Source organism: Thermotoga sp. Cell2, assembly GCF_000789375.1.
GTDB lineage: Bacteria > Thermotogota > Thermotogae > Thermotogales > Thermotogaceae > Thermotoga > Thermotoga petrophila.
Genome location: NZ_CP003409.1, coordinates 21,768 through 44,777, shown reverse-complemented (window position 1 = coordinate 44,777; position 23,010 = coordinate 21,768). Strand labels below are relative to the sequence as shown.

At 46.2% G+C, this 23,010-nt stretch carries 28 protein-coding genes and 2 pseudogenes; 14 read left to right on the top strand and 16 right to left on the bottom strand.

Features of this window, described 5'->3' with window-relative positions; translation table 11 throughout:
• Positions 1–33: 33 nt before the first annotated feature.
• From CELL2_RS00245 to CELL2_RS00225, 5 genes are all read right to left on the bottom strand, one after another.
• Positions 34–1,188 carry a 2-oxoacid:acceptor oxidoreductase subunit alpha gene (locus CELL2_RS00245; protein WP_038034035.1) on the bottom strand — a complete coding sequence of 385 codons (1,155 nt, stop codon included), beginning with the start codon at positions 1,186–1,188 and terminating at the stop codon, positions 34–36.
• Complete coding sequence (locus CELL2_RS00240; protein WP_012310284.1) at positions 1,181–1,378, bottom strand: ATP-binding protein; 198 nt, start codon at positions 1,376–1,378, stop codon at positions 1,181–1,183. The genes CELL2_RS00245 and CELL2_RS00240 overlap by 8 nt, the downstream gene beginning before the upstream one ends.
• A gap of 11 nt (positions 1,379–1,389) precedes the next feature.
• Positions 1,390–2,514, bottom strand: coding sequence for a sodium ion-translocating decarboxylase subunit beta (locus CELL2_RS00235; protein WP_081980425.1), 1,125 nt, complete (start codon positions 2,512–2,514; stop codon positions 1,390–1,392).
• A gap of 76 nt (positions 2,515–2,590) precedes the next feature.
• Positions 2,591–3,505 (bottom strand): homoserine O-succinyltransferase, encoded by a 915-nt coding sequence (gene metA, locus CELL2_RS00230; protein ID WP_004080711.1) that lies wholly within the window; start codon positions 3,503–3,505, stop codon positions 2,591–2,593.
• 4 nt (positions 3,506–3,509) lie between these two features.
• Positions 3,510–4,802, bottom strand: a complete 1,293-nt coding sequence (locus tag CELL2_RS00225) for an O-acetyl-L-homoserine sulfhydrylase (protein WP_038034037.1) — start codon at positions 4,800–4,802, stop codon at positions 3,510–3,512.
• 135 nt (positions 4,803–4,937) lie between these two features.
• Here CELL2_RS00225 and CELL2_RS00220 point away from each other — a divergent pair, with 135 nt between their 5' ends.
• Both CELL2_RS00220 and CELL2_RS00215 read left to right on the top strand, forming a co-directional pair.
• Positions 4,938–5,678 (top strand): type III pantothenate kinase, encoded by a 741-nt coding sequence (locus CELL2_RS00220; RefSeq protein WP_012310281.1) that lies wholly within the window; start codon positions 4,938–4,940, stop codon positions 5,676–5,678.
• Positions 5,675–7,018 (top strand): radical SAM protein, encoded by a 1,344-nt coding sequence (locus CELL2_RS00215; RefSeq protein WP_012310280.1) that lies wholly within the window; start codon positions 5,675–5,677, stop codon positions 7,016–7,018. Before CELL2_RS00220 ends, CELL2_RS00215 begins: the two co-directional genes overlap by 4 nt.
• Here CELL2_RS00215 and CELL2_RS00210 read toward each other — a convergent pair.
• The 3 genes from CELL2_RS00210 to CELL2_RS00200 are packed head-to-tail and all read right to left on the bottom strand — an operon-like array spanning position 6,984 to position 9,883.
• Positions 6,984–7,541: a pyruvate kinase alpha/beta domain-containing protein gene (locus CELL2_RS00210; protein ID WP_004080707.1), complete on the bottom strand. Its 558-nt coding sequence runs from the start codon at positions 7,539–7,541 to the stop codon at positions 6,984–6,986. The genes CELL2_RS00215 and CELL2_RS00210 overlap by 35 nt on opposite strands.
• Positions 7,542–7,544: 3 nt before the next feature.
• Complete coding sequence (locus tag CELL2_RS00205) at positions 7,545–9,476, bottom strand: transglycosylase domain-containing protein (protein ID WP_038034041.1); 1,932 nt, start codon at positions 9,474–9,476, stop codon at positions 7,545–7,547.
• Positions 9,473–9,883 (bottom strand): methylated-DNA--[protein]-cysteine S-methyltransferase, encoded by a 411-nt coding sequence (locus CELL2_RS00200; RefSeq protein ID WP_038034043.1) that lies wholly within the window; start codon positions 9,881–9,883, stop codon positions 9,473–9,475. Before CELL2_RS00200 ends, CELL2_RS00205 begins: the two co-directional genes overlap by 4 nt.
• Before the next feature lie 64 nt (positions 9,884–9,947).
• Here CELL2_RS00200 and CELL2_RS00195 point away from each other — a divergent pair, with 64 nt between their 5' ends.
• From CELL2_RS00195 to CELL2_RS00145, 12 genes and pseudogenes are all read left to right on the top strand, one after another.
• Positions 9,948–10,556 (top strand): thiamine diphosphokinase, encoded by a 609-nt coding sequence (locus CELL2_RS00195; RefSeq protein ID WP_038034044.1) that lies wholly within the window; start codon positions 9,948–9,950, stop codon positions 10,554–10,556.
• Positions 10,535–11,665 carry a 1-deoxy-D-xylulose-5-phosphate reductoisomerase gene (gene dxr / locus CELL2_RS00190; RefSeq protein ID WP_011942744.1) on the top strand — a complete coding sequence of 377 codons (1,131 nt, stop codon included), beginning with the start codon at positions 10,535–10,537 and terminating at the stop codon, positions 11,663–11,665. Before CELL2_RS00195 ends, dxr begins: the two co-directional genes overlap by 22 nt.
• Positions 11,641–13,146 carry an RIP metalloprotease gene (locus tag CELL2_RS00185; RefSeq protein ID WP_011942743.1) on the top strand — a complete coding sequence of 502 codons (1,506 nt, stop codon included), beginning with the start codon at positions 11,641–11,643 and terminating at the stop codon, positions 13,144–13,146. Before dxr ends, CELL2_RS00185 begins: the two co-directional genes overlap by 25 nt.
• Positions 13,143–14,177 carry a flavodoxin-dependent (E)-4-hydroxy-3-methylbut-2-enyl-diphosphate synthase gene (gene ispG, locus CELL2_RS00180; protein ID WP_038034047.1) on the top strand — a complete coding sequence of 345 codons (1,035 nt, stop codon included), beginning with the start codon at positions 13,143–13,145 and terminating at the stop codon, positions 14,175–14,177. The genes CELL2_RS00185 and ispG overlap by 4 nt, the downstream gene beginning before the upstream one ends.
• A 27-nt stretch (positions 14,178–14,204) precedes the next feature.
• Positions 14,205–14,513 (top strand): annotated as a pseudogene (locus CELL2_RS09755) (CBS domain-containing protein); the annotation flags it as partial.
• A 24-nt stretch (positions 14,514–14,537) separates the two neighbouring features.
• On the top strand, positions 14,538–14,780 hold the full coding sequence (locus CELL2_RS09750) for an ACT domain-containing protein (RefSeq protein ID WP_255327264.1): 243 nt from the start codon (positions 14,538–14,540) through the stop codon (positions 14,778–14,780).
• Position 14,781: 1 nt separating this feature from the next.
• Positions 14,782–15,495: an undecaprenyl-diphosphate phosphatase gene (locus CELL2_RS00170; RefSeq protein ID WP_011942740.1), complete on the top strand. Its 714-nt coding sequence runs from the start codon at positions 14,782–14,784 to the stop codon at positions 15,493–15,495.
• Between the two features lie 6 nt (positions 15,496–15,501).
• Positions 15,502–16,131 carry an MBL fold metallo-hydrolase gene (locus CELL2_RS00165; RefSeq protein WP_011942739.1) on the top strand — a complete coding sequence of 210 codons (630 nt, stop codon included), beginning with the start codon at positions 15,502–15,504 and terminating at the stop codon, positions 16,129–16,131.
• Positions 16,128–17,588, top strand: a complete 1,461-nt coding sequence (locus CELL2_RS00160; RefSeq protein WP_011942738.1) for a glycogen synthase — start codon at positions 16,128–16,130, stop codon at positions 17,586–17,588. Before CELL2_RS00165 ends, CELL2_RS00160 begins: the two co-directional genes overlap by 4 nt.
• A 4-nt stretch (positions 17,589–17,592) precedes the next feature.
• A complete protein-coding gene (gene galT / locus CELL2_RS00155; RefSeq protein WP_011942737.1) occupies positions 17,593–18,603 on the top strand; it encodes a galactose-1-phosphate uridylyltransferase in 1,011 nt (336 codons plus the stop codon).
• Positions 18,604–18,666: 63 nt separating this feature from the next.
• On the top strand, positions 18,667–18,942 hold the full coding sequence (locus tag CELL2_RS00150) for a stage V sporulation protein S (protein ID WP_004080683.1): 276 nt from the start codon (positions 18,667–18,669) through the stop codon (positions 18,940–18,942).
• Positions 18,942–19,172 (top strand): hypothetical protein, encoded by a 231-nt coding sequence (locus CELL2_RS00145; protein ID WP_011942736.1) that lies wholly within the window; start codon positions 18,942–18,944, stop codon positions 19,170–19,172. Before CELL2_RS00150 ends, CELL2_RS00145 begins: the two co-directional genes overlap by 1 nt.
• On the opposite strand, the gene CELL2_RS09395 is transcribed toward CELL2_RS00145, so the two are convergent.
• The 8 genes and pseudogenes from CELL2_RS09395 to CELL2_RS00110 form a co-directional block, all read right to left on the bottom strand.
• On the bottom strand, positions 19,156–19,356 hold the full coding sequence (locus CELL2_RS09395; RefSeq protein ID WP_235231241.1) for a hypothetical protein: 201 nt from the start codon (positions 19,354–19,356) through the stop codon (positions 19,156–19,158). The two genes, CELL2_RS00145 and CELL2_RS09395, sit on opposite strands and share 17 nt — an antisense overlap.
• Before the next feature lie 14 nt (positions 19,357–19,370).
• Positions 19,371–19,820 carry a hypothetical protein gene (locus tag CELL2_RS00140; protein ID WP_235231240.1) on the bottom strand — a complete coding sequence of 150 codons (450 nt, stop codon included), beginning with the start codon at positions 19,818–19,820 and terminating at the stop codon, positions 19,371–19,373.
• Entirely contained in the window at positions 19,805–20,287 is a 483-nt protein-coding gene (locus tag CELL2_RS00135) for a hypothetical protein (protein ID WP_011942734.1), read from the bottom strand. The genes CELL2_RS00140 and CELL2_RS00135 overlap by 16 nt, the downstream gene beginning before the upstream one ends.
• The gene (locus CELL2_RS00130) at positions 20,284–20,589 is read right to left on the bottom strand and encodes a hypothetical protein (protein ID WP_011942733.1); all 306 of its coding nucleotides are present in this window, start codon (positions 20,587–20,589) and stop codon (positions 20,284–20,286) included. Before CELL2_RS00130 ends, CELL2_RS00135 begins: the two co-directional genes overlap by 4 nt.
• Entirely contained in the window at positions 20,573–21,235 is a 663-nt protein-coding gene (locus CELL2_RS00125; protein WP_012310273.1) for a FliA/WhiG family RNA polymerase sigma factor, read from the bottom strand. Before CELL2_RS00125 ends, CELL2_RS00130 begins: the two co-directional genes overlap by 17 nt.
• A pseudogene (gene cheD, locus CELL2_RS00120) lies at positions 21,235–21,709 on the bottom strand (chemoreceptor glutamine deamidase/glutamate methylesterase CheD). The gene CELL2_RS00125 and the pseudogene cheD overlap by 1 nt, the downstream one beginning before the upstream one ends.
• Complete coding sequence (cheC, locus tag CELL2_RS00115) at positions 21,706–22,320, bottom strand: CheY-P phosphatase CheC (protein ID WP_011942730.1); 615 nt, start codon at positions 22,318–22,320, stop codon at positions 21,706–21,708. The pseudogene cheD and the gene cheC overlap by 4 nt, the downstream one beginning before the upstream one ends.
• Entirely contained in the window at positions 22,317–23,006 is a 690-nt protein-coding gene (locus CELL2_RS00110) for a flagellar brake protein (protein WP_011942729.1), read from the bottom strand. The genes cheC and CELL2_RS00110 overlap by 4 nt, the downstream gene beginning before the upstream one ends.
• Between the last annotated feature and the right edge of the window lie 4 nt (positions 23,007–23,010).

Here is a 23,010-nt window from a genome sequence, read left to right as displayed (position 1 = left end):
TGATCCACCAAGATTCAATTCTACTCCTTTATGTTAAATCTCTATTTGAGTTTCGGTTATAACATCCAGAATCTCTTCAGGTTTTATGAGTTCTCCGTTCACTTTGTTTATAGTTCTTATGACTTTCGATCTTCTGTCTATGGAACTTATGAGTTCTTTCGCGTACTGCCCCAGATTCATCTCGGCTATCACTATGGTGTTCACTTTTTCTGCCAATTTTCTGAAACGTGATACGGGAGCCGGCCAGATTGTGATGGGCTTGAACAATCCCACCTTGATTCTGTCGCGTCTTGCGATCTTCACTGCTTTCATAGCGCTTCTTGCGACTATTCCATAGGCCACCACCAGAATTTCTGCGTCTTCCGTCTCGTACTCCTCGTAGAAAGCTATTTCATCCGCATGGAGTCTGATTTTGTTCGTAAGCCTTCTTATCAATTTTTCTGCCACATCAGGAGAAGTTAGAGGGAAACCCGATTCGTCATGGACGAGACCGGAGACATGAAACCTCGTTTTTCCCATCTCAGCCATGGGGAATGGTGTGGGTTCTGCGTACTCACTTTCAGAAAAGGGTACGAAAAGATCTTCTTCTCCAAAAGAAGTGTCTTTCAGTCTCTCTATGATGAACAGTTCCTCATCTTTCAGTGGATAGAAACTTTCCCTCATGTGACCAAGTGTCGCGTCCATGAGAAACACAACGGGGGTCCTGTATTCTTCAGCTAAGTTGAACGCAGTGATTATATAACGATAAACTTCCGCGACAGATGATGGATAGAGAGCGATTATGGCGTGGTCTCCGTGTGTTCCCCATCTTGTCTGCATGATGTCTCCCTGCGCGGGTTTCGTTGGAAGTCCAGTGGAAGGGCCGAGTCTCATGACGTTGACAAAGACACACGGTGTTTCCGTCATGATCGCGTAGCCTATAACCTCCTGCATGAGGCTGAATCCGGGTCCACTTGTGGCGGTCATCGATTTCACTCCGGCGAGGGACGCTCCAACAACAGCCGCAGCACTGGCTATTTCGTCTTCCATTTGAACGAAAACTCCCCCCACTTTTGGCAGTTCTCTTGCCATCACCTCCGCTATCTCTGTGGAGGGAGTGATCGGATAGCCTGCGAAAAACCTGCATCCTGCTTTTATCGCGCCCAGAGCACACGCTTCGTTCCCCTGAAGAAACATCATCTCAGGCATTCTCATCACTCACAATTTCTATGGCCATATCCGGACATATTTTCTCACATTTTAAGCATCCGATACATTTGCCCTCGTTCGTCACGGGCTTTCCTGTTTCATCACTCGTTATAGCTCCAGTCGGACAGATCCACGCGCACAGTTTACACGCTTTACACCAGTCGTAATTCACCACGATTTTGTAACCCATATTCTTCCCTCTCAGCTGAGAAACATCAAAAATACTCCTGCCACAGTGGCTGAGCCTATGACCCCCGCCACGTTGGGTCCCATTGCGTGCATGAGTATGTGATTCCTTGGATCTTCTTCCTGAGCGAGTTTCTGTGCAACTCTGGCAGAATCCGGTACAGCAGAAACGCCAGCCGCTCCTATGAGCGGGTTTATTTTGTCCTTCAAAAACAGGTTCATGAATTTCGCAAACAGAATCCCAGAACTCATTGACACAATGAAAGCGACTGCTCCGAGAAAGAATATCATCAGACTCTGGGGGGTCAAGAAAGCATCGGCTCTTGCAGAAGCACCAACTGACAGCATGAGAAGGATCGTCACCGTGTCGAGTATGTACCTGCTGGCGGCTTCAACGAGTCTTTTCACAATCCCCGCTTCTCTGAGGAGGTTTCCAAACATGAGAGATCCAACCAGAGGGAGTGATTTTGGAATCAGAAGAGCGGTTGCTATTGTTATCACTATCGGGAATGAAAGTCTCTCGAATCTGCTGACTTTTCTGGGTGGTTTCATCCTGATTTTTCGTTCTTCTTTGCTGACCAAAATTCTGGAAACGACGGGTTGGAGGATGGGAATGAGAGCGATGTAGGAATAAGCAGATATGGCTATTGGGGCGATCAATTCTGGAGATAGTGTGTTCGTTATGTAAATGGCGGTTGGTCCATCTGCTCCGCCTATGATGGAGATGGAAGCCGCCTGTTTCAGAGAAAATCCAAGGATCTTTGCCACAAAGAAGGTGAAAAATATTCCCATCTGTGCAGCCGCACCGAGAAAGATGGTGATCGGGTACGAGAGCATGAAGGAAAAATCTGTGAGGGCGCCTATTCCGAGGAAGATGAGAGGAGGATAGATTCCCAGGTCAAGGCCCTTCTTTATATAGAAGAGAAAACCACCTTCGTTCAGTATTCCTGTAGTTTCAACGGGTATGTTCGCAAGAATGATTCCGAAGGCTATGGGAATCAAAAGAAGCGGTTCCGAGTGTTTCACTATGGCTACGTAGAGCAGGGCAATGGCCACTGCGAACATGGCTATGTTTCCAAATGTGAGATGTGGGAACGCTGTTTGGGCGAAGAAATTTGCCAGGGCTGATAAAATCGACAATTTTCCCACTCCTTCTGTGTTCAGAATCACAACTATTATTCTAACATGGAAAAAGAAGAACCCCGAAAGGGGTTCTTCAGTGGATGTCTTCCAGTCTGTAAGGTGTTTTCTGGTAGATACAGTAATTCAACCAGTTGCTAAAGAAGAGGTGAGCGTGACTCCACCAGGTGAGAATGGGAGTTTTTGTGGGATCGTCGTTTGGAAAGTAATTAGCAGGAATCGGCACCTTCAGATTTCGACCTATATCTCGATAATATTCGTCTCGCAGTGTGTATCTGTCGTACTCGGGATGTCCTGTGACGAATATCTGTCTTTCGCTTTTGTTTGCAACCACGTAAACACCAGCTTCGTCCGACTCTGCGAGGATCTCGAGCTCTGGTACTTTGTCTATGTCTTCCTTCTTCACTTCGGTGTACCGCGAGTGCGGCGCCCAGAAGAAGTCGTCGTGTCCCCTGAAGAGGACCGAATCTTTTGCGACTCTGTGCTTGTAAACGCCTGAGAGCTTCTGTGGAAGTTCGTACTTCGGTATTCCGTAGAAATAGTACAGTCCCGCCTGAGCCGCCCAGCAGATGAACATGGTTGAGTACACGTTGTGGCGGCTCCATTCCATGATTTCTGTGAGTTCTTCCCAGTAATCCACTTCTTCGAACGGAAGGAGTTCCACGGGAGCGCCCGTGATGATGAATCCATCGAATTTTCTATCTTTAACAGCGGAAAAAGTTGTGTAGAACTTTAGAATGTGTTCAATGGGAGTGTGTTTCGGTTTGTGAGTTTCGGTGTAGAGTAAGGTCACATTCACCTGAAGAGGAGTGTTTCCAAGGAGTCTGAGAAGTTGAATCTCCGTTTTTATTTTGTCTGGCATCAGGTTCAGAATGAGAATTTCAAGAGGGCGGATGTCCTGGTGGATCGCCCTCTTTTCCGTCATAACGAAAATGCCCTCTTTTGCCAAGACTTTCACAGCAGGAAGACCGCTTGGAACGTTTATTGGCAACTTTTCATCCCTCCTGAGATTTTCTGAGAGCCTGATCCAGATCGGCTATGATATCTTCCACATCTTCTATTCCAACAGACAATCTTATCATATCCGGAGTAACACCCGTTTTCAACTGCTCTTCTTCCGTGAGCTGCTGATGGGTTGTCGAAGCGGGATGAATAGCCAGAGTTCTTGCATCACCAATGTTGGCGAGGTGGGAAATGAGTGTGAGACTGTCTATGAACTTCTTTCCCGCCTCTTTTCTGCCTTTCACACCGAACGTTACAATCGCACCGTATCCTTCTTTGAGGTATTTCAGTGCGTTTTCTCTGGTTTTATTGCCTTCGGCTATCGGATAGTTGACCCAGCTCACGGCGGGATGCGATTTCAGAAATTCAACGATCTTCAGTGCGTTTTCACAGTGTTTCTTCATCCTCAAGCTGAGGGTTTCAAGTCCGAGGATGAACAGAAACGCGTTGAACGGGCTCATACAGCTTCCCAGGTCCCTCAAAAGCTGGGTTCTACATTTTGCTATGTAGGCTGCTTCTTTGAACGTCTCCACATAACTCACACCGTGGTAGCTGGGATCTGGTTCCACGAGTTCTGGAAACTTTCCGTTCGTCCAGTCGAATTTTCCGCTGTCTACGATGAGACCGCCTATCGATGTTCCGTGTCCTCCGATGAATTTCGTGGCCGAATAAACAACGATGTCGGCACCGTGTTCGAAGGGCCTGAATATGTACGGAGCTACCGTATTGTCCACTATCAAAGGAACACCGTGTCTGTGAGCGATCTCCGCTATCGCTTCAAAGTCCGGCACTGTGAGACCGGGATTCCCGATAGTTTCAAGGTACACCGCCTTTGTTTTCTCGGTGATGGCCTCTTCTATGTTCTTTGGATCCGTCTCATCCACAAACTTCACGATGATACCAGATTTTTTATAGAGAGTGTGCTTGAACAGATTGTACGTTCCCCCGTACAGCGCGCTCCCGCTGACGATCTCATCTCCTGGACCTGCAATGTTCAAAATGGCATAAGTTATAGCGGCTTGTCCACTGGCAACTGCTAAGGCTCCCACCCCTTCTTCCAGAGCGGCTATTCTTTCTTCAAGGACCGAAACGGTAGGATTTCCAATCCTTGTGTAGATGAACCCAGGCTCTTCAAGGGCAAAGAGTCTCGCTGCGTGATCAGAATTTCTGAAAACGTAAGAGGTCGTTTGATATATAGGGACCGCTCTCGATCCTGTGGTCTGCTCGGGTGGTTCATAACCTGCGTGAAGAGCCCTTGTGTTGTAACCGTATTTTTTCCAGTCCATCCTCTCCACCTCCCGTGATAAAATTTTCTGATGTCATCTTTTGGATTTAGTATTACCTTACTACATCTTCGTGTCAAATGTTTCAGAGGTGTGTAAGAAATATTTTACACCATCTCAAATGCGGAGGTGATACTTTTGTACCTCCTAGTGGATGTGGGCAACACGCATTCTGTCTTCTCTATCACCGAAGATGGTAAAACTTTCAGAAGGTGGAGGCTGTCCACCGGTGTGTTTCAGACGGAAGACGAACTCTTTTCACATCTTCATCCGCTTCTGGGTGATACCATGCGTGAGATAAAGGGTATAGGAGTGGCCTCCGTCGTTCCCACTCAGAACACAGTCATAGAGCGTTTTTCTCAAAAGTATTTCCACATATCACCGATATGGGTGAAGGCGAAAGACGGATGTGTGAAATGGAACGTGAAGAATCCCTCGGAAGTGGGGGCTGATAGGGTGGCCAATGTTGTCGCTTTTGTCAAGGAATACGGTAAAAACGGAATCATCATCGACATGGGAACGGCAACCACCGTGGATCTTGTTGTGAACGGATCTTACGAAGGAGGAGCCATTTTACCTGGACTCTTCATGATGGTTCATTCGCTCTTTCGGGGGACGGCAAAACTTCCGCTCGTTGAGGTAAAACCAGCGGATTTTGTTGTAGGAAAGGATACGGAAGAAAACATCAGGTTGGGTGTAGTGAACGGAAGTGTCTACGCTCTTGAGGGGATAATAGGACGAATGAAGGAAGTTTACGGTGATTTACCGGTGGTTCTCACGGGAGGTCAGTCGAAGATCGTGAAAGATATGATAAAACACGAGATCTTCGATGAGGACCTCACGATCAAGGGGGTGTACCATTTCTGCTTCGGAGATTGAAGGTACTTCTCGTTAATCCGTGGATTCACGATTTTGCGGCGTACGATTTCTGGTTGAAGCCCATCGGCCTTCTTTACGTTGCTCGCGCAATGGAGTGGATGGGTTACGAGGTCCATCTCGTGGATCTTCTCAACAGACACGATCCCGATCTTCCGAGATTTGCGAGAGTGCCAAAAGACAAAAGATACGGCACAGGAAAGTTTCCAAGTCAGGTTATAGAGAAACCAGAGATGTTGAAATCTGTTCCAAGAAGATATAAGAGGTACGGAGCACCTCCAGAGTTTCTGGAGTGGAAATTGAGAGAAATCGGAAACGTTGATCTCATAATGGTCACGTCCACGTTGAGTTACTGGTATCCCGGAGTGTGTGAAACGATTCGCTTTCTGAAGAGTCGCTACGACGTACCGATCTTTCTGGGAGGTGTCTACCCGCGGCTCTTTCCGGAACACGCGAAGAAGAGCGGAGCGATAGTCTATGAAAAGGGCGATCTCGTGTTTCTTCCCAGCTTCTTAGAGTCTCTGGGATTTCCATCGAAGGAAATCCCCGCTGACTGGTTCGAAGTCTTCGATCCCATGTACGAACTCTACAACAGAGTTGGTTATCTCGTGTTCATCACCACACTTGGATGTCCTTTCAGGTGTTCTTACTGCGCTGTTCACCGACTCTGGAACGGTTTGAGAGTAAGAACACCGGAGAGAGTGGTTGAAACCATAGAGAAGTACCTGAACATTTTCAAAGTTGAAGATGTGGTCTTTTTCGATGATGCTATTCTGGCCTCGGGAAGGTTCAAAGATCTTCTCAAACTGATCGTAGAGAAGAGGTGGCCTGTACGGTTTCATCTCCCGAACGGGATACATGCACGTCTTCTCGATGAAGAAACGGCCTTCCTTTTGAAAGAAGCGAACTTCAGGACGATAAAACTGGGCTATGAAACTTCTGGAAGGCTCCAGAGGGAAACAGGCGGTAAGGTTTACGATGAGGACCTCGTTCGCGCAGCCAGGATCTTGAGGAAAGCTGGTTTCACCGAAAAAGAAGTTTCAGCGTACATCATGGTGAACATGCCGGGGCAGACGAAAGAGGATGTGCTGAACGCCGTCAAGGTGTGTTTAAGTGAAGGAATAGGTATTTCCATAAACGAATACACTCCCATTCCGGGAACAAAAGACTGGCAGAAACTCATCGAAGAAGGGAAGTTGGACCCGGATATCGATCCCGTTCTTTTGAACAACACGGTTCTTCCCTTCTGGTGGAAGCACGGTATGAGTTACGAAGAGATCCAGGAGATAAAAAACTTCGCTCAGAAACTCAAGAAATCAGAGGTTTACAGAGAATTTCCGTGATCTTTAGATCGAAAAGATTTGGAGAGTTCGCTGGCTTGACAACGATTGCCGAGTCGAGACCGCTCTCTGTTCCACCGCAGGCAACAACCAGTTCAGACGTTTTAACAAGTCCTGCGTCAGCAGCCATGAGCGTTATCTCCACACCCACCTTCACACCTTCACTGAACATTCTCAGCGTGTTCGCTATTATCTCAAGAGGATAGATTCCACCAAATTTTCTTCTCAGAGACCTTTCACCCGCGGAGAGGGCATGCGTTGCTGTGAGAACATCGTGACCCTTTTCTTTCAGCAGTTTTCTCAATTCTTCGTCGAATTCCTGGGTGTCAGGTTCTTCAAAGCCCGCGTGGTGCGTCACCACAACGAGTTTCATGTCTTCCGGAATCATCTCGAGGGCCATTCTGGCACTGTAACCCGTAGCGGAAGCGATCAACAGCTTTTTTGAAGAAAGCTCAGAAGCTTTTTGAATTGCTATTTCGAGGGTTTTTCTTGTGTTCTCCTTTCCTGGTTTTTCGAACAGGACCATCGCTCAACCTCCTTCCATCAAAAACTTTTTCCAGATTTCAAGGGACAGTATCGGATCCACGCTGTTCAATTTTGAGAGGAATTCAATCTGATGATTGTAGTCCATGAGCTGTAGAATTTTGACCAGAACGCTTACAGGAAGTTTTGACCCATTGACCAGTTCAACCAGTCTCGCGTAGTCCAGATATTCTATTGTTCTATCGTCAATAAGAGAAATTCCCGGTTTGTCTAGTCTTTTGTATCGAAGATCTCCCTCGAACTTCTCCCAGCTGCTCGCTATTTCTTTCCACACTGGAGCGCAATCTCTTCCACCAAGAAGGTTTTCCCCGTCCTTCACCACCGCGAAGATGTAATCATCATCTCCTCCAATGAACCAGGCGTTCTTTTCTGCCGTTCCTGTTTTTCCCGCGATTTCTTTTCCCGGAATCTTTGCCCGAACACCGGTGCCTCTCTCAACCACTTCCTTTAAAATACCCTTCAATATTTCACTCGCTTCCTGAGGGGATCTCACGAAAGACGGAACGACGGACAGGACTTTTGGGTATCCTCTGTAGACGATCTTTCCGTTTCTGTCTTCTATTCTGTCGATGATGTACGGTTCCAGAACCACTCCTCCGTTGAAGATGGCTGAATAAACCTTCACAACTTCTTCCGGGGCGGTTTCCACGGTACCGAGGGAAGCGGTGAGGTCGTCTGGATATCTGGCTCTCAGCTTCAATACTTCCGTTATAAAATTTCTCACACTCTCTGGTTGCAAATACGAGTAAAGTAACACAGAAGGAATGTTCCTCGAGTCGACGAGCGCTTCCTTCAAACTGACTGATCCTTTGAAAGTTTTATCGAAGTTTTCTGGTTCCCACTCTCCGATCTTCAGGGGAAGATCTAAAAGAAGATCGGAAGGGTTTCTTCCCTTGAGAACGGCATAGTAATAATACAGGGGCTTTATGGCTGATCCTATCTGTCTCCATCCGGTTCCGTATTGAAGGCCGACTCCTCGATAAGCCACTATCTCTCCTGTTTTCACCTTCACACCAACAAAAGCTGTCTTATCATCTTCGACCGTGTTGTACACCTTTTTCTGAAGTTCTTTATCCAATGTGAGATAAACCCTGTAGCCGTACCTGAGTTCGTTCAGCGAAAATCCAAGGTCCTGGGCTTCTCTCACGACCCTCCAGAAGAGTTCCTCGTCCACGTTCATCTGCTGCGTGTGAAACTCGAGTTTTGAAAGTTCCGCAGAGTAATTCTCGTATTCCTGAGTGCTGATTTTTTTCTCCGTCAGTAATCTGTCCAGGACGATCTTCGCCCTCTTTCGGGAGGTCTCGGGATCTTTTAAAGGATTGAAATTCTCGGGGGATTTGATCAGAGCCACGAGAACACACATCTCCGGTACCGAAAGATCAGAGAGGTCCTTTCCAAAGTAGAGTTGAGAGGCCGTTTGGAATCCGTATATTCCGTTCCCCATATAGACGGAGTTTATGTACATCTCGAGGATTTCATCTTTGGTTCTTATGCGTTCAAGCCAGAAGGATATGAAGATTTCCTTCAATTTCCTGACGATGGATTTGTCCATCGAAAGATAAAGCGTCCTGGCGAGTTGCTGTGTGATGGTGCTTCCGCCCTGTGAGAAACTCAGTGTCTTTATATCAATGATCAACGCCCTCAGAAATCCCATGAGGTCGAATCCTGGATGTTTGTAGAATTCCTCGTCCTCGGAGGTGAGGAGTATCTCAACGAATTTCTCTGGAACGTCGGAGAGATCTATCCAGATGTTCCTGGAGACAAGCAGTGGAGTTCCGTCACTGTAAAACAGTCTGATGGTCGGCACAAGTTTCTCCTCGGGAGGAGGAAGGTCTTTTGTGAAGAAGAAATAAAGACCCCACAGTAAGAAAAAAGTCAAAAGTGAAGCTATGAGGAGGGATAAAAGGAATTTCTTCATTTCCTGGCTCTCTCCAGATCGATCAGGTATTTCTTCCATTCCAAGCCTGCGCTGAAACCACCGAGTCCTTTCTTAGAAACCACCCTGTGGCACGGTATATAGAGAGGAAGAGGGTTTTTCGAAAGAGCCTGTCCCACTGCTCTGGGGGACGTTCCGAGTTTTTTTGCTATCTCGCTGTAAGTTTTCGTCTCACCGTACGGGATTTTTCGAACTTCTTCCCAGACTCTTTTCTGAAAGGGTGTGCCTCTGATCTCTACCTGGAATGAAAAGCTTTTTCTTTGACCTGAAAGGTATTCTTCTATTTCGCGGAGAATCTCCTCCGGACCTTCTGTTTCGTTCGATCCCAAGATAATTTTCACTACCTTTCCATTCTCCGTCTGAACAGAAATGTTTCCCGGCACTCTCATCGAAAACACCGCCTCCTGATAGAATTATATCAGGGCCTTGAACGAGAAGGAGGAGTAGAAATCCATGGTGTGTATTTTTGCAAACGGTTCCTACGAAGAGTTCGTGGATGTTTCCCGTTGTGAAAAAATTGTGGCGGTGGACGGAGGAGCGAACTACCTGAGAACAAGAAACATTGTACCAGATCTTTTCATAGGTGATGCCGATTCGGCGAAAGAGGAAACCATGGAGTGGTTGAAACAACACGGGGTAACGCTGAAGATATTTCCAAGAGAGAAGGACGAAATAGACCTTGAACTTGCACTTCGAGAGTTTGAAGAGGAAGAAAAGGTTGTCTTCGGATGGAAGGGAGAACGCCTCGACATGGTGCTCGCTCTTTTCTACCTGTTAAAACGCTTCAAAAACACAACCCTTGAATCATCTTCTCTTACGGTTGGTTACGTGGAAGGAGCAAAAACTCTTTCCGCTGTTCCTGGGGAAAAGTGGTCCATACTACCGCTCGGTGGCGACGCAGAAGGTGTGACTCTCAAAGGCTTCAAATACACCCTTGAGGATGCCGTTATGCCCATCACAAAACCCTACGGTGTGAGCAACGAAGCTGTGAGGGATAGAGTCACAATAGAAGTGAAGAAGGGAGGTTTGATCTACTTCAGATGGAAGAAAGAACCCTCGTGATACTGGGTGCCACTGGATCCATAGGGACTCAGACGCTCGATGTGTTGAAAAAAGTGAAGGGAATTCGATTGATAGGCATCTCGTTTCACAGCAATCTGGAGCTGGCCTTCAAGATCGTGAAGGAATTCAACGTGAAAAACGTGGCGGTCACGGGTGATGTGGAGTTCGAAGACAGTTCGATCAACGTCTGGAAAGGTCCTCATTCCATAGAAGAGATGCTGGAAGCGCTGAAGCCTGACATCACAATGGTAGCAGTTTCGGGATTCAGTGGATTGAGGGCGGTGCTTTCGTCTCTGGAGCACTCGAAAAGGGTGTGCCTTGCAAACAAAGAATCTCTCGTGTGCGGCGGATTTCTGGTGAAGAAAAAACTCAAAGAGAAAAGAACTGAACTCATTCCGGTCGATAGTGAACACAGTGCCATCTTTCAGGTGATAGAACCAGAAGTGGAAAAGGTGGTTTTGACAGCTTCTGGAGGTGCTTTGAGAGACTGGGAGATTTCCAAGATCGATAGAGCAAGACCTGAAGACGTGCTCAGGCATCCCGTGTGGAATATGGGAGCCCGTATAACGGTAGATTCTGCAACAATGGTGAACAAGGCGTTCGAAGTTCTGGAAGCCATGGAGCTCTTCGAGCTGCCCTTCGAGAAGATAGAAGTGAAGATACACAGAGAGGGGCTGGTTCACGGAGCGGTGGTTTTGCCCGATGGAAACGTCAAAATGGTGGTATCACCACCGGATATGAGAATACCGATAAGTTATGCTCTTTTCTATCCGAGACGCGTCGCTCTTGAACCGTTTTTTCTGAGGACCATCAGCCTTTCTTTTGAAGATCCCGATCCCGAAAAATACCCTGCGTTCTTTCTTCTGAAAGAGATAAAGGATTCTTACGCTCTGAGAACAGCTTTCAACGCGGCAGATGAAGTGGCAGTCGAAGCCTTTTTGAAGGGGAGAATAAGGTTCGGTGGTATCCACAGAGTGATAGAGAAAACTCTCGAAGAGTTTCAAGGATATCCACAGCCACGAACGCTGGATGATGTGGAGCGAATTCATTTCGAAGCGATAAAAAAAGCGGAGAGGGTGACAGAATGGTTATCGTCTACTTCATATTGATATTGACGGGTGTCATAATGGTCCACGAACTCGGCCACTATCTTTTTGCGAGGCTCTTTAAAGTGAAGGTTCTGGAGTTCGCGATTGGATTTGGACCAAAGATTTTTTCTGTGAAGGGAAGGGAAACTACCTTCAGACTAAACGTCTTTCCCATAGGTGGATACGTGAGAATGCTCGGCGAAGAAGGAGAAGAGATAGCAGACGAGGAAGAGAAAGAAAAGAGTTTCTACGCGAAACCCGCTTGGCAGAGATTTCTGATCACCCTTGCGGGTCCTCTCTTTTCAATACTCGCGGGTTATCTCCTCTTTCTCCCTATCACTCTTAACTGGGGAATCGCGCTTCCCGGGATAGATGAAGTTGTGCCGGGAAGTCCCGCAGAAGAAGCTGAACTGAGGCGAGGAGATGTCGTCTATTCCATAAACGGAAAGATCGCTTTCGACACGTCGATCATCTCGAACGAGATTCAGAAAGGACTGCCTGTTGAACTGGTTATCATCAGGAATGGTGAGAAGAAATCTCTCAGGTTAATCCCCAGAATGTATCCCGAAACGTACGAGTTCGTTCTCGAAAGTGCAGAAGGAACTCCTTCGGGAAAACTCGTCTCAGTTAACGGAAACAGAGACACATCTGTTCTCAAAGAATTTGTGAACGAATACGTGGTTCTTGAGTTCGAAGGAGGAACGGTAAAGGGAATTCTGAAGCAGTTCAACGAAATTCCGGCCCGATATATGATCGGAATATCCTTCTCCGGGCTCGCTCCTGTGTTCAAAAAGGACATTTATTTTAAAGAAGGGCTTTTCGTCTTTAAAAAGGGAGATCGTATAGTCCGGGTGGAAGATCAGGAGATAGAAGGATGGCAGGATCTGGTGGTGCTTTATCAGAGGCTGACACTGGGAAAAGACGCCATGATGGTGAGTTTGCAGGGAAATGATCTCGAATGGTGGAGAGGACTTTCAGGCAGCGTCAGAGTAGTGATAAAAAGGGGTGACAGCACGATAGAGAAAAACGTGGAGGCCTCATTTTTGAAGAACATCCTCGAAACGCCCGATCTCTTGGAGATGGGTGTTCCCCGTTATAAACCGAAGAATCCTCTGGAAGCGGTGAATCTTTCTGTGAAGGCGTGCAACTATGTGTTACTGACGACTGCCTCTTCTCTGAAGAACTTCTTCAGGAATGTTCAGACAGGACAGATAGTGGGAGTGGTGGGACTGGCGGGCGTGATCAGCGCGGCATCCAAAACGGGTCTGGAGGCAGTCCTCACAGTTGTGGCCGTGATAACAATCAGTCTGGGTGTTTTGAATCTTCTGCCACTTCCGGCGCTCGATGGTGGTCGCATTATCTTCTCGCTTGTGGAAATGATCACTCGAAAAAGACTCAATCCCCAGGTCGAAAACATCATTCATTTTCTTGGGTTCATCTTTCTCATGATACTCTTCCTTTACATCACGTTCCTCGACATAGGAAGGATGATGGGAATATGAGAAAGAGTGTGAAAGTCGGGAACGTGGTGATCGGAGGAGGCGCCCCCGTGAGTGTTCAGTCTATGACCACGACGAAGACGGCCGACGTGGAAAAAACCATCTCCCAAATAAAACGCCTTGAAAGGGCTGGTTGTGAGATCATTCGGGTGGCCGTTCAAGATGAAGAAGATGCGAAAGCAATCAGACGAATAAAGGAACAGATAGAGATTCCCCTTGTTGCGGATATTCAGTTCGATTACAGGCTTGCTATTCTTTCGATTGATAATGGAGCAGACAAAATAAGGATCAATCCAGGTAATATGAGTAGGGATCGGCTGAAGGATGTCGTCGCGGCTGCGAAAGGAAAAGGCATTCCCATTCGTGTTGGAGCGAACGTGGGATCCATAAAGAGAAGAACCTCAGAAAGGTGGAAAGATCTGGCAGAATCCGCTCTCGAGGAAGTCAGACTACTCGAGAAGGAAGGGTTCTATGATATCGTCGTCTCGGTGAAGAGCTCAGATATACTCGAAACGATAAAGGCGAACGAGTACATTGCTGAAAAGATCGAATATCCCATCCATCTTGGGGTGACCGAGGCGGGAGTTTCGGAAACGGCCGTTGTTAAATCCTCCATTGCTATAGGTCATCTCCTTCTGAAAAACATAGGTGACACCATAAGGGTATCCATATCTGGAGATCCAGTGAGGGAGGTTATCGTCGGAAAGAAAATCCTCATAGCCCTCGGTCTCAGGGAAGGTGTGGAGGTGATAGCCTGCCCCACTTGTGGCAGAGCAGAAATAGATGTCGAAAACATGGCGAAGATGATCGAAGAGAATTTCTTTCACGTTCAAAAGAGATTGAAAATAGCTGTTATGGGATGTGTTGTGAACGGTATTGGAGAAGGAAAAGATGCCGATCTGGGAGTGGCCGGTCTCAGGGATGGAGCTGTTATATTCGTGAAGGGAGAGATAAAAGAACGTGTTTCAAAAGAGTTCGTTCTGGAACGTCTCAAACACTATCTGAATGAACTACTCGAGGAGGTGGAACGATGAAAGTCAAAAAAATGGGTCACCCAGGACTTCCCGATGGTTGAAGAATCGTCTACAGTGAGAGAATGTCTGCACAGGATGAGGCAGTACCAGACGAACGAATGTATTGTCACAGATCGGGAGGGTTATTTCAGAGGAGTGGTGAACAAAGAGGATTTGCTGGATCTGGATCTCGATTCTTCTGTATTCAATAAAGTTTCTCTTCCAGACTTTTTCGTCCACGAAGAAGACAACATCACCCACGCTCTTCTCCTGTTTCTGGAGCACCAGGAGCCTTACCTTCCGGTGGTTGATGAAGAGATGCGCCTCAAGGGTGCTGTGAGTCTTCACGATTTTCTCGAAGCGCTCATAGAGGCCCTGGCGATGGACGTTCCTGGTATCCGTTTTTCTGTCCTTCTCGAGGACAAACCTGGAGAGTTGAGGAAGGTTGTAGATGCCTTAGCGCTCAGTAACATAAACATCTTATCCGTTATCACAACAAGGTCACAAGATGGCAAGAGAGAGGTTCTCATCAAAGTGGACGCGGTAGATGAAGGAACACTCATCAAGCTTTTTGAAAGTCTTGGGATAAAAATAGAATCCATCGAAAAGGAAGAGGGGTTCTGACGTGGATCTGCTGCTCGGAATAATACAGGGGTTGACTGAGTTTCTTCCCGTTTCCAGTTCCGGACACCTGACTCTTCTGTCGCATCTGTTAAAGACGGATCTGAACGCTTACCAGACGGCTGTTCTGCATCTTGGGACGCTGGTATCCGTTGTTCTTTTTGCGTTCGATGGTATAAGAAGGAGCCTGAGAAGCTGGAGAATCATCCTGAATCTGATTGTTTCAACCATTCCGGCTGGCGTTTTTGGAGTTCTCTTCGAAAAACAAATCGATCAACTGTTTTCTTCGCCACGCTTCCTCCCTCTGTTTTTCTCTGTAACCGCTTTGATCCTGATGTTTACCAGGTATTCTTCGTCTGGTGAAAAGAGAATGGAAAACATGAGTTTCCTCGATGCCCTTCTTGTTGGGATTGCCCAGCTTTTTGCTCTCTTTCCGGGTATCTCGAGAAGTGGAATCACAGTGTCTTCTCTTTTGTTCATGAAGTACAGAGGTGAAGATGCTCTTCAATACTCTTTTCTGATGTCCATACCCGTCGTTCTGGGTGCAGGAATCCTCGGCTTAGAAAAGGGAAATATAACCATTCTGGCACCGATTTTTGCTTTTCTTTCTGGCCTTTTCGCTCTTTACGTGCTTTCAAGATCTGTGAGATCTGGAAAGATATGGCAGTTTTCTTACTACTGTTTGTTCGTGGCGATTTTGAGTTACCTTGTGGGGTGATACCGAGTGGAATTGAAAATCCTCGTAACGGGAGGAAGCGTTTTCGTTCCAGGAAGGTTGAACGCTCACTTTTCCACAGTCGTTTATCTGGAACACAAGGACAGAAGAATCATCATCGACCCCGGTAACCTCTCTTCTATGGACGAACTGGAAGAAAAGTTCTCTGAGCTGGGAATCTCCCCGGATGATATAACGGACGTTCTCTTCACGCATGTGCATCTCGATCATATCTTCAACTCTGTCCTCTTCGAGAATGCTACTTTCTATGTTCATGAAGCTTACAAAACGAAGAACTATCTTTCTTTTGGTACGATCGTGGGAAGAATCTATTCAAAAGTGATCTCTTCGTGGAAGAATGTGGTGCTTCTGAAGGGAGAAGAGTCGCTGTTCGATGAAAAAGTAAAGGTGTTTCACACCCCATGGCACGCCAGAGAGCACCTTTCTTTTCTTCTCGATACGGAGAATGCGGGAAGAGTGCTGATCACGGGGGATATAACACCTAACAGGCTTAGCTACTATGATATAATCAAAGGGTACGGAAGTGTTCAGGTTAAGAACTTCCTTGACAGAGTTGGAAGGATCGATCTTTTAGTTTTTCCACACGACGCACCGCTGAAACTGGAGGTGAAAAAATGAAGGTAGTATTCGTTTCTTACGAGGTTTTTCCGTTCGCAAAAGTAGGAGGACTGGCGGACGTTGCTGGAACTCTTCCAAAGTATTTGAAGAAACACGGGGTGGATGTCACGATAGTTATGCCGAAACACAGAATCGTTGAAAAAAATGCAGAGAAATTTGGGTATGAGATCAAGAAAGTAGCCGAAGGTCTCTCTGTTTCTCATGTCAAAACCGATCAAAAGTTCGATATATACGAATCCGTTCTTCCCGGTAGCGATGTGAAAACGTATTTCGTTGCCAACGATTACTATTTCTCCGCGGAAGATGTCTATGCGGGGCCAGATCTTGGTGAACAGGCGATTTTCTTCTGCGCAGCTACTCTGGATCTGGTAAAACATCTTGATTTGAAGCCCGATATCGTCCATGTGAACGACTGGCAAACCGCTCTGATTCCTGTCTATTTGAAAACCGTTTACAGGGACGATCCTTACTTTTCCAGAACGGCCACGGTTTTGACGATACACAACCTTGGATATCAGGGCGTGTTCGATCCGAAGTACCTCTCTTTTGCAGGCCTTCCCGATTATGTTTTCACTATCGACGGCCTTGAGTTCTACAGACAGCTGAATTTCCTCAAGGGTGGAATAGTGTTCAGCGATGTGATAAACACGGTTAGCCCCACTTACGCCGAGGAAATTCAGACGGAAGAGTACGGCGAGAAACTCGAGGGTGTACTGAGAATGCGTTCGAAAGATCTCTACGGTATATTGAACGGAATAGATTACGAGCTTTATAACCCAGCTACGGACAGATACATTTACGTCAACTACGATGTGAATCGTCTTGAACTCAAGTGGGAAAACAAGGTGAAACTCCAGGAAGAACTGGGACTTCCCGTTAACAAGGAAACGGCTGTAGCCGGGTTGATAAGCAGACTCGTCCCTCAAAAAGGTCTGGACCTTCTGGTTGATGTGATGGATTATCTGATGCTCTTCGATCTTCAGATCGTTGTTCTTGGAACGGGAGACGAACAGTACGAAAACGCCTTCAGAAAGTTCCAGGAGAGGTATCCAGACAAAGTATCAGCGAACATAAAATTCGATGTCGAGCTGGCGCAGAAGATATACGCTGGTGCGGACATATTCCTCATGCCGAGCAGATACGAACCGTGCGGTTTGGGACAGATGTTCAGCATGAGATATGGAACAATCCCCGTTGTGAGATACACGGGAGGCCTGGCAGATACTGTGAAAGAATACGATCCACAATCGATGGAAGGAACGGGTTTTGGATTCAAGAAGTACGATTCTGCTCATCTGTTGAAGGCTGTTTCGAAGGCTTTGCACTTTTACTACAGGGAAAAAGATCACTGGAGAAGAATCATGACAAACGCCATGAACACGGATCTGTCCTGGGACAGGTCTGCCAAAGAGTACGTTGATCTTTACAAAAAAGCCCTTGCAAAGGTTGGAAGGTGAAAGCATGCCCGAATTCAGGAAGGATCCCATTATAAAAAGGTGGGTTATCATAGCCACCGAGAGAGCGAAAAGGCCCCACGATTTTGCAAGAACGAAAGTAGAAGAAGTACGGGAGGGCTTCTGTCCCTTCGATTACGGTAATGAACACACCACACCACCGGAGATTTTCGCCTTCAGGCCTGCCGACACAGAACCCAACACACCCGGCTGGTGGGTGCGTGTTGTTCCAAACAAGTTCCCAGCGGTTGATCCCGACGTGCCTTTGAGAAAATACGGAAGAGGTATGTACGATGCAGCGATGGGGTTTGGTTACCACGATGTGGTCGTTGAAACTCCCGATCACAATTCTCACCTTGCCGTTATGGATTACAAAAACGTGGAAGAAGTCATCTGGGCTTACAAGATCAGATACGAGCAGCTCATGAAGGATGAGAGAATAAAATACATACTGATTTTCAAGAACCACGGAAAGGACGCAGGAGCTTCTCTCAGCCACCCTCACAGCCAGATAATCGCACTCCCCATCATGCCAAAGAGGGTTCAGGAAGAACTCGACGGTTCCAAGGAATATTACGAGTACAAGGAAAGATGTCCTTTCTGCGATATCATAGACGAGGAGAAGAAAGAGAGGGAGAGAATCGTTGAGGAAAACGATCACTTCATAGCTCTGGAACCCTTCGCTGCCAGATTTCCGTTCGAAACGTGGATTCTTCCAAAAAGACACATGAACAGCTTTCACCTGATATCTGAGGATGAAGTTGGGTCTCTTGCAAAGATCCTGAAGAACGTTCTCTACAGGATATACGCCGCTTTAGATAATCCGCCCTACAACCTTTTGATCCACACCGCTCCTACGAGTCTTGAAGGCAAGGATTATTACCACTGGCACATAGAGATATTCCCGAGATTGACAAAAGTAGCGGGCTTCGAATGGGGAACGGGATTTTACATAAACATAGTGCCACCAGAAGATGCTGCTAGATACCTGAGAGAAGTCAGTTTGGAACAAGTTTGAAATCTCCAATTCTTTTATGATAAAATGCAGATTAGAAACCCGTGAGTAAGGAGGAATGGTAGGATGGAAATCCTGAAGGTCAGTTCGAACTCGAACCCCAACAAGGTAGCCGGTGCGATAGCGGGTTCCCTTACCAAGAGTGAAAAGGTGGAGATTCAGGCTATCGGTGCTGGTGCAGTGAACCAGGCAGTAAAGGCTCTGGCAGTTGCAAGAAGATTTCTGGAAGAATCCGGAAAGGATCTCTTCGTTGTACCGGGTTTCATTGAAATCAAAATAGGGGATGATGTGAGAACAGGTATTTCTTTCAAAGTCTTTCTGGAAAATAACAAAAATGAGTGATGAAGCCGGAAATACGAGAAATAGTTAAAGTAATGGAGGAAGATTCGAGAATCAAAGTAATAGTCACTCAAATTCTCAAGATGTCTGCCGAGGAAAGGGAGCAATTTAAAAAGAAGGTGATGTACTACTTTATGGACCGAAATTCCGAAGTGGATACGGAAGCCTTCAAGTTTTTCAAAATAGTGCTTGAAAACGTCGAAGAACTTTCAAAGCTCATTGAACAGAGATGAAAACGTGCTTCTTTTCTCCGTTGATTTCTAATTCAAAAACGACGAGATTCTTAGAAGGACCTTTATCGATCTCAACGAGAAGATCAGAAGAAAACAAGCTGATTTTTCCAGCAGGAACATTTTTGTAATAACCGACAAATTTGATCCTGTCAATCTTTCTATCTTTCAGACTATTCAGGAGCACTTTCAGTGCTCCTTCTATTTTTTTCTGTCGACGAGCACCTCTCTTTTTACTCTCATTCTCCACAAGATTGGAATGTCGGTATTTGAGAAAACATCCATCTCTTCAGACGGGATCGTTTTCGCATCTACTATGAAATGAACGTTTTCGCTGTGGAACGATACGTCCGAGAGTTCAGGGTTAAAAAGGTGAATTCCGGAGATTAGAATTTCTGGAGTTCCTGTTTTACATCGTATTTCATTCTCAAGGGAACATTCTTTTATAGAGATCTGTTGCTGGTTTGTTGTACCCTCGTGAACCGTTGTTTCTTCTTTTAGAGAGAAAACGTTCACCTTGTTCTGGAAAGGCTGTTCTCTTACGTCTGGAAGTTGAAAAGAAGTATCTGCTTCTTCAACAGAAGGCCCTTTCAATTCAAGAAGAAAACCCTCTATCCATTTCTTTATCAGCACAACTATTTTTCCGAACATAGATACTCCAGCGCCCTTTCCAGCCTCTGAAACGGTTCCATAACATCGAAGGTCTCCAGAAGATCAGCGAGTTTTTTCATGTCTTCATCGGATACTTTTCCCACAATTTTCACTGAGGATCCTTTGAACGGCAGAAGAACTTCCTCTTCAGACACACGGGTGGGGGTTTCTAATTTTTCAGTTCTTTCTGCGATCAGAAGAAGCCTGTCGTCCACTTCCAGCAACTCCGGATCGTGTACAAAAACGAAATCCGGTTTTTTCTCCATTTTCTTCAGCAGCGTTTTGGCAATCAGTTCTCCCTTCAAATAAGTGTCGATTGAACTGCCGTAGAGAATTTTCTGGAGTTCGTTTGGAACCACTGGATCTGTGTACTTGAACTCCACAGGGATTCCTCTTTCATCGACTGAAAGGAGCCCACCTATGAACTTTCCCTCTATCTTTCTTGAATCGAGATATGCTATTGTCATGTTCTCACGTCCATGAACAACCCCTTGTTTTCTTCTTTTATTGACGTTTTTTTCTTTTTCAGCGAAGAGTGTGTTTTAGCCTGCGAGAAACCCCTTTGCCTTCCTTCTGTGGAAGTTCTCACTTCCGCTCTTTCAGTTGTGTTGCTCTCTTTAACTGAACTCTGTTCTCTTTGAATCTGATGTAATAGATGTTGGGAAAGAGCCTGCTGAACCAGTGTTTGCTGGTTCAACGATTGAGAGACATTTTGAACAGACTCCACACCCTTCACGACAAATCCCTGGAAGTCAACCGGCCTGATCATCGCCCATCACTTCTTTCTTTATTTTCAGAAGGGACTTACTTATAATCTGAGAAACACGGGATTCAGAAACATCCAGTACTTTCGCTATCTCTTTCAAAGATAGATCCTTTTCGAATCTGAGAGACAGAACCAGCTTTTCTTTGTCCGAGAGTTTTTCTATTGCCTTCTTCATCTCCTCCACCAGAAGTTCACGGTACGCGTTTTCGTCTGGCCCCTCTGTTTTCAGAACGATTTCGTCTTCCATCGCATCTATCATGAGAAGTTGCTTCCTCATCATCTCGTTTCTTGCACGAACGACTTCCTTCAATTCAAGACCGGTTTTTCTGGCTATCTCTTCATCGGATGGAAACTCCTCGCTTTCGTATATCGCTCTTTCGATCATCTTCACGTTTTTTCTCAGATTCCTCGGCATCCAGTCTATTTTTCTCAAATAGTCGTACATGGCACCTTTCACTCTTTTCATTATGAACGTTGTGAAACTCGCTTTTGATGGATCGTATCTTTCCAGAGAAGACAGGGCTGCGACGATTCCTTCCTGAATCAGATCATCTACCTCCACGTTTGGAGGTAGGGTCTGTGCCAAATCCTCAGCTGTTCTCTTTATAAACGGAAGCAAGCTTCTTATCATACTTTCCTTGTCCCACACTAAATTTCTTTTATTTCTAATTGTTCACCACCACCTACTTTTCTCACGAGAAGCTTTCCAGTTTCAATATTGTATTCAACGCTCCTTGCTCTGTTGCCCCCCCGTGTCCTCCGCCAGTAGTTTGATTCCAAAATCCTTCAGATGTTTTTTCACAGCCTCTACGTTCCTCGCTCCTATGTTCATCCCCGTAGATTCAAACATGCTGGCTCCGCCCGCTATTTTTGCTTCCAGTCTTTCCACCTTTGCTCCCATTTTCTTCAACTCTTCCACCAGCGTTTTTACAGCCGTGTCCGCGTATTTGCCGGGTTTGTCCGTTTTTCCGCCGCTGTCTGGAAGCATAACGTGTGCCATGGCTCCGACTTTTGCCACAGGATCTCTCATACATACAGCAACGCAGGATCCCAACCCAATGGTCACAATCACTCCAGGATTCTTCATAACCGCGTATTCTCCTATTCCGATGACTTTTTTCATTCCTGAATCCCCATCCTTTCGAAGATCTTGGCCAGATATCCCGGCTTTGGTATCATCATCATGTAGGATGTCAAAGGCTCTTCCTCTTCCACCTTCAGAAGCGTTTCTACAAACACTATCTGATCTTCCGAGTTATCTTCCAGCTCTTCTATGGAAGCTTCTGCGAATATGGCAGATATCATGTCGATGACAAGCTGTGGGGGAAGTGTGTCGATCTTGAAACCAAGAAAATCCGCGAGAGCTGAAACGTAAGTACCGCACATTATGTTCCCTATCTCCTGAAGCGCCGAAGCGGAAAACTCATCGAGATCCAACAGATTGTCGGGAGCCAGGCCTGTCAGAATTTCGAGTATTTTCTTCACAACAGTAGTTCCCATTATGAGAAGTACACTTCCTTCTATTTCTCCAGTTACAGGCATTTTCACACCGACGACTATTTCTTCAGGATTTTTCGCTACGAATATGACATCACTGATAGGTACAATTTCTACATTTGGAACGGAGATTTCGACCTTCTTATTTATCATGTAAGAAATCGCCGTGGCAGCGTTTCCGGCTCCTATGTTTCCTATTTCTTTCAAAAGATCTTTCTGTCTTTCTGAGATCTTCATTCGCTTTCACTCCTTTCCTTGTTTCTCATCTCTATTTCTTTCTTGAAGACAAAGCTAACCAGTTTTCTCTCCAAAGCCGGGGAAACGTTCAAAAATTCTACGCCGTACATTCTCTCTCCCGTTTCGAGGATGCCCGCTTCTCTCACGATTCTCGCTGGGTGATCCTTGAGTTTTAGATCTTCGTCCAGTTCGAGTGTAACGTATATGATCTGTTCAGGCGTCAGGATATCTTCAGCTACCATAAGCATACCACCGGCACTGAAATCCTTCGTCACAAATCTTTTCGGTGGTTCATCTCTCGAAGCGACCCTGTACGTTCCTTCGAGAAATATCTTTATTCTCTTGAATCTCCTTCTTTGAATTTTCCTCAATCTTTCGGGAAACGGTACTTTTGTCACCGGAAAGCCGTCTTCGTCTCTACCACTTTCAAGCACACTCGTCCTGAAAACATAGATCGCAGAGCTGTCCAGTATCATCACAGTACACCTGGTTCCGCGAGGAAGTGGGACCAATCTTCCTTTAAAACTCGGCATCGAAAGAGTGAGGATTCCCCTTTCAAAGTCCACGTCGTGCACACTGCTCTTGTATTGACCTTCCAGATCCTCCGGCGCAGAAACCTCTACGATCACATTTTGACCTGGTTTTATCACGTCCTTTGCATTTACGAGCTCTGTGTAGTACTCCATTCTT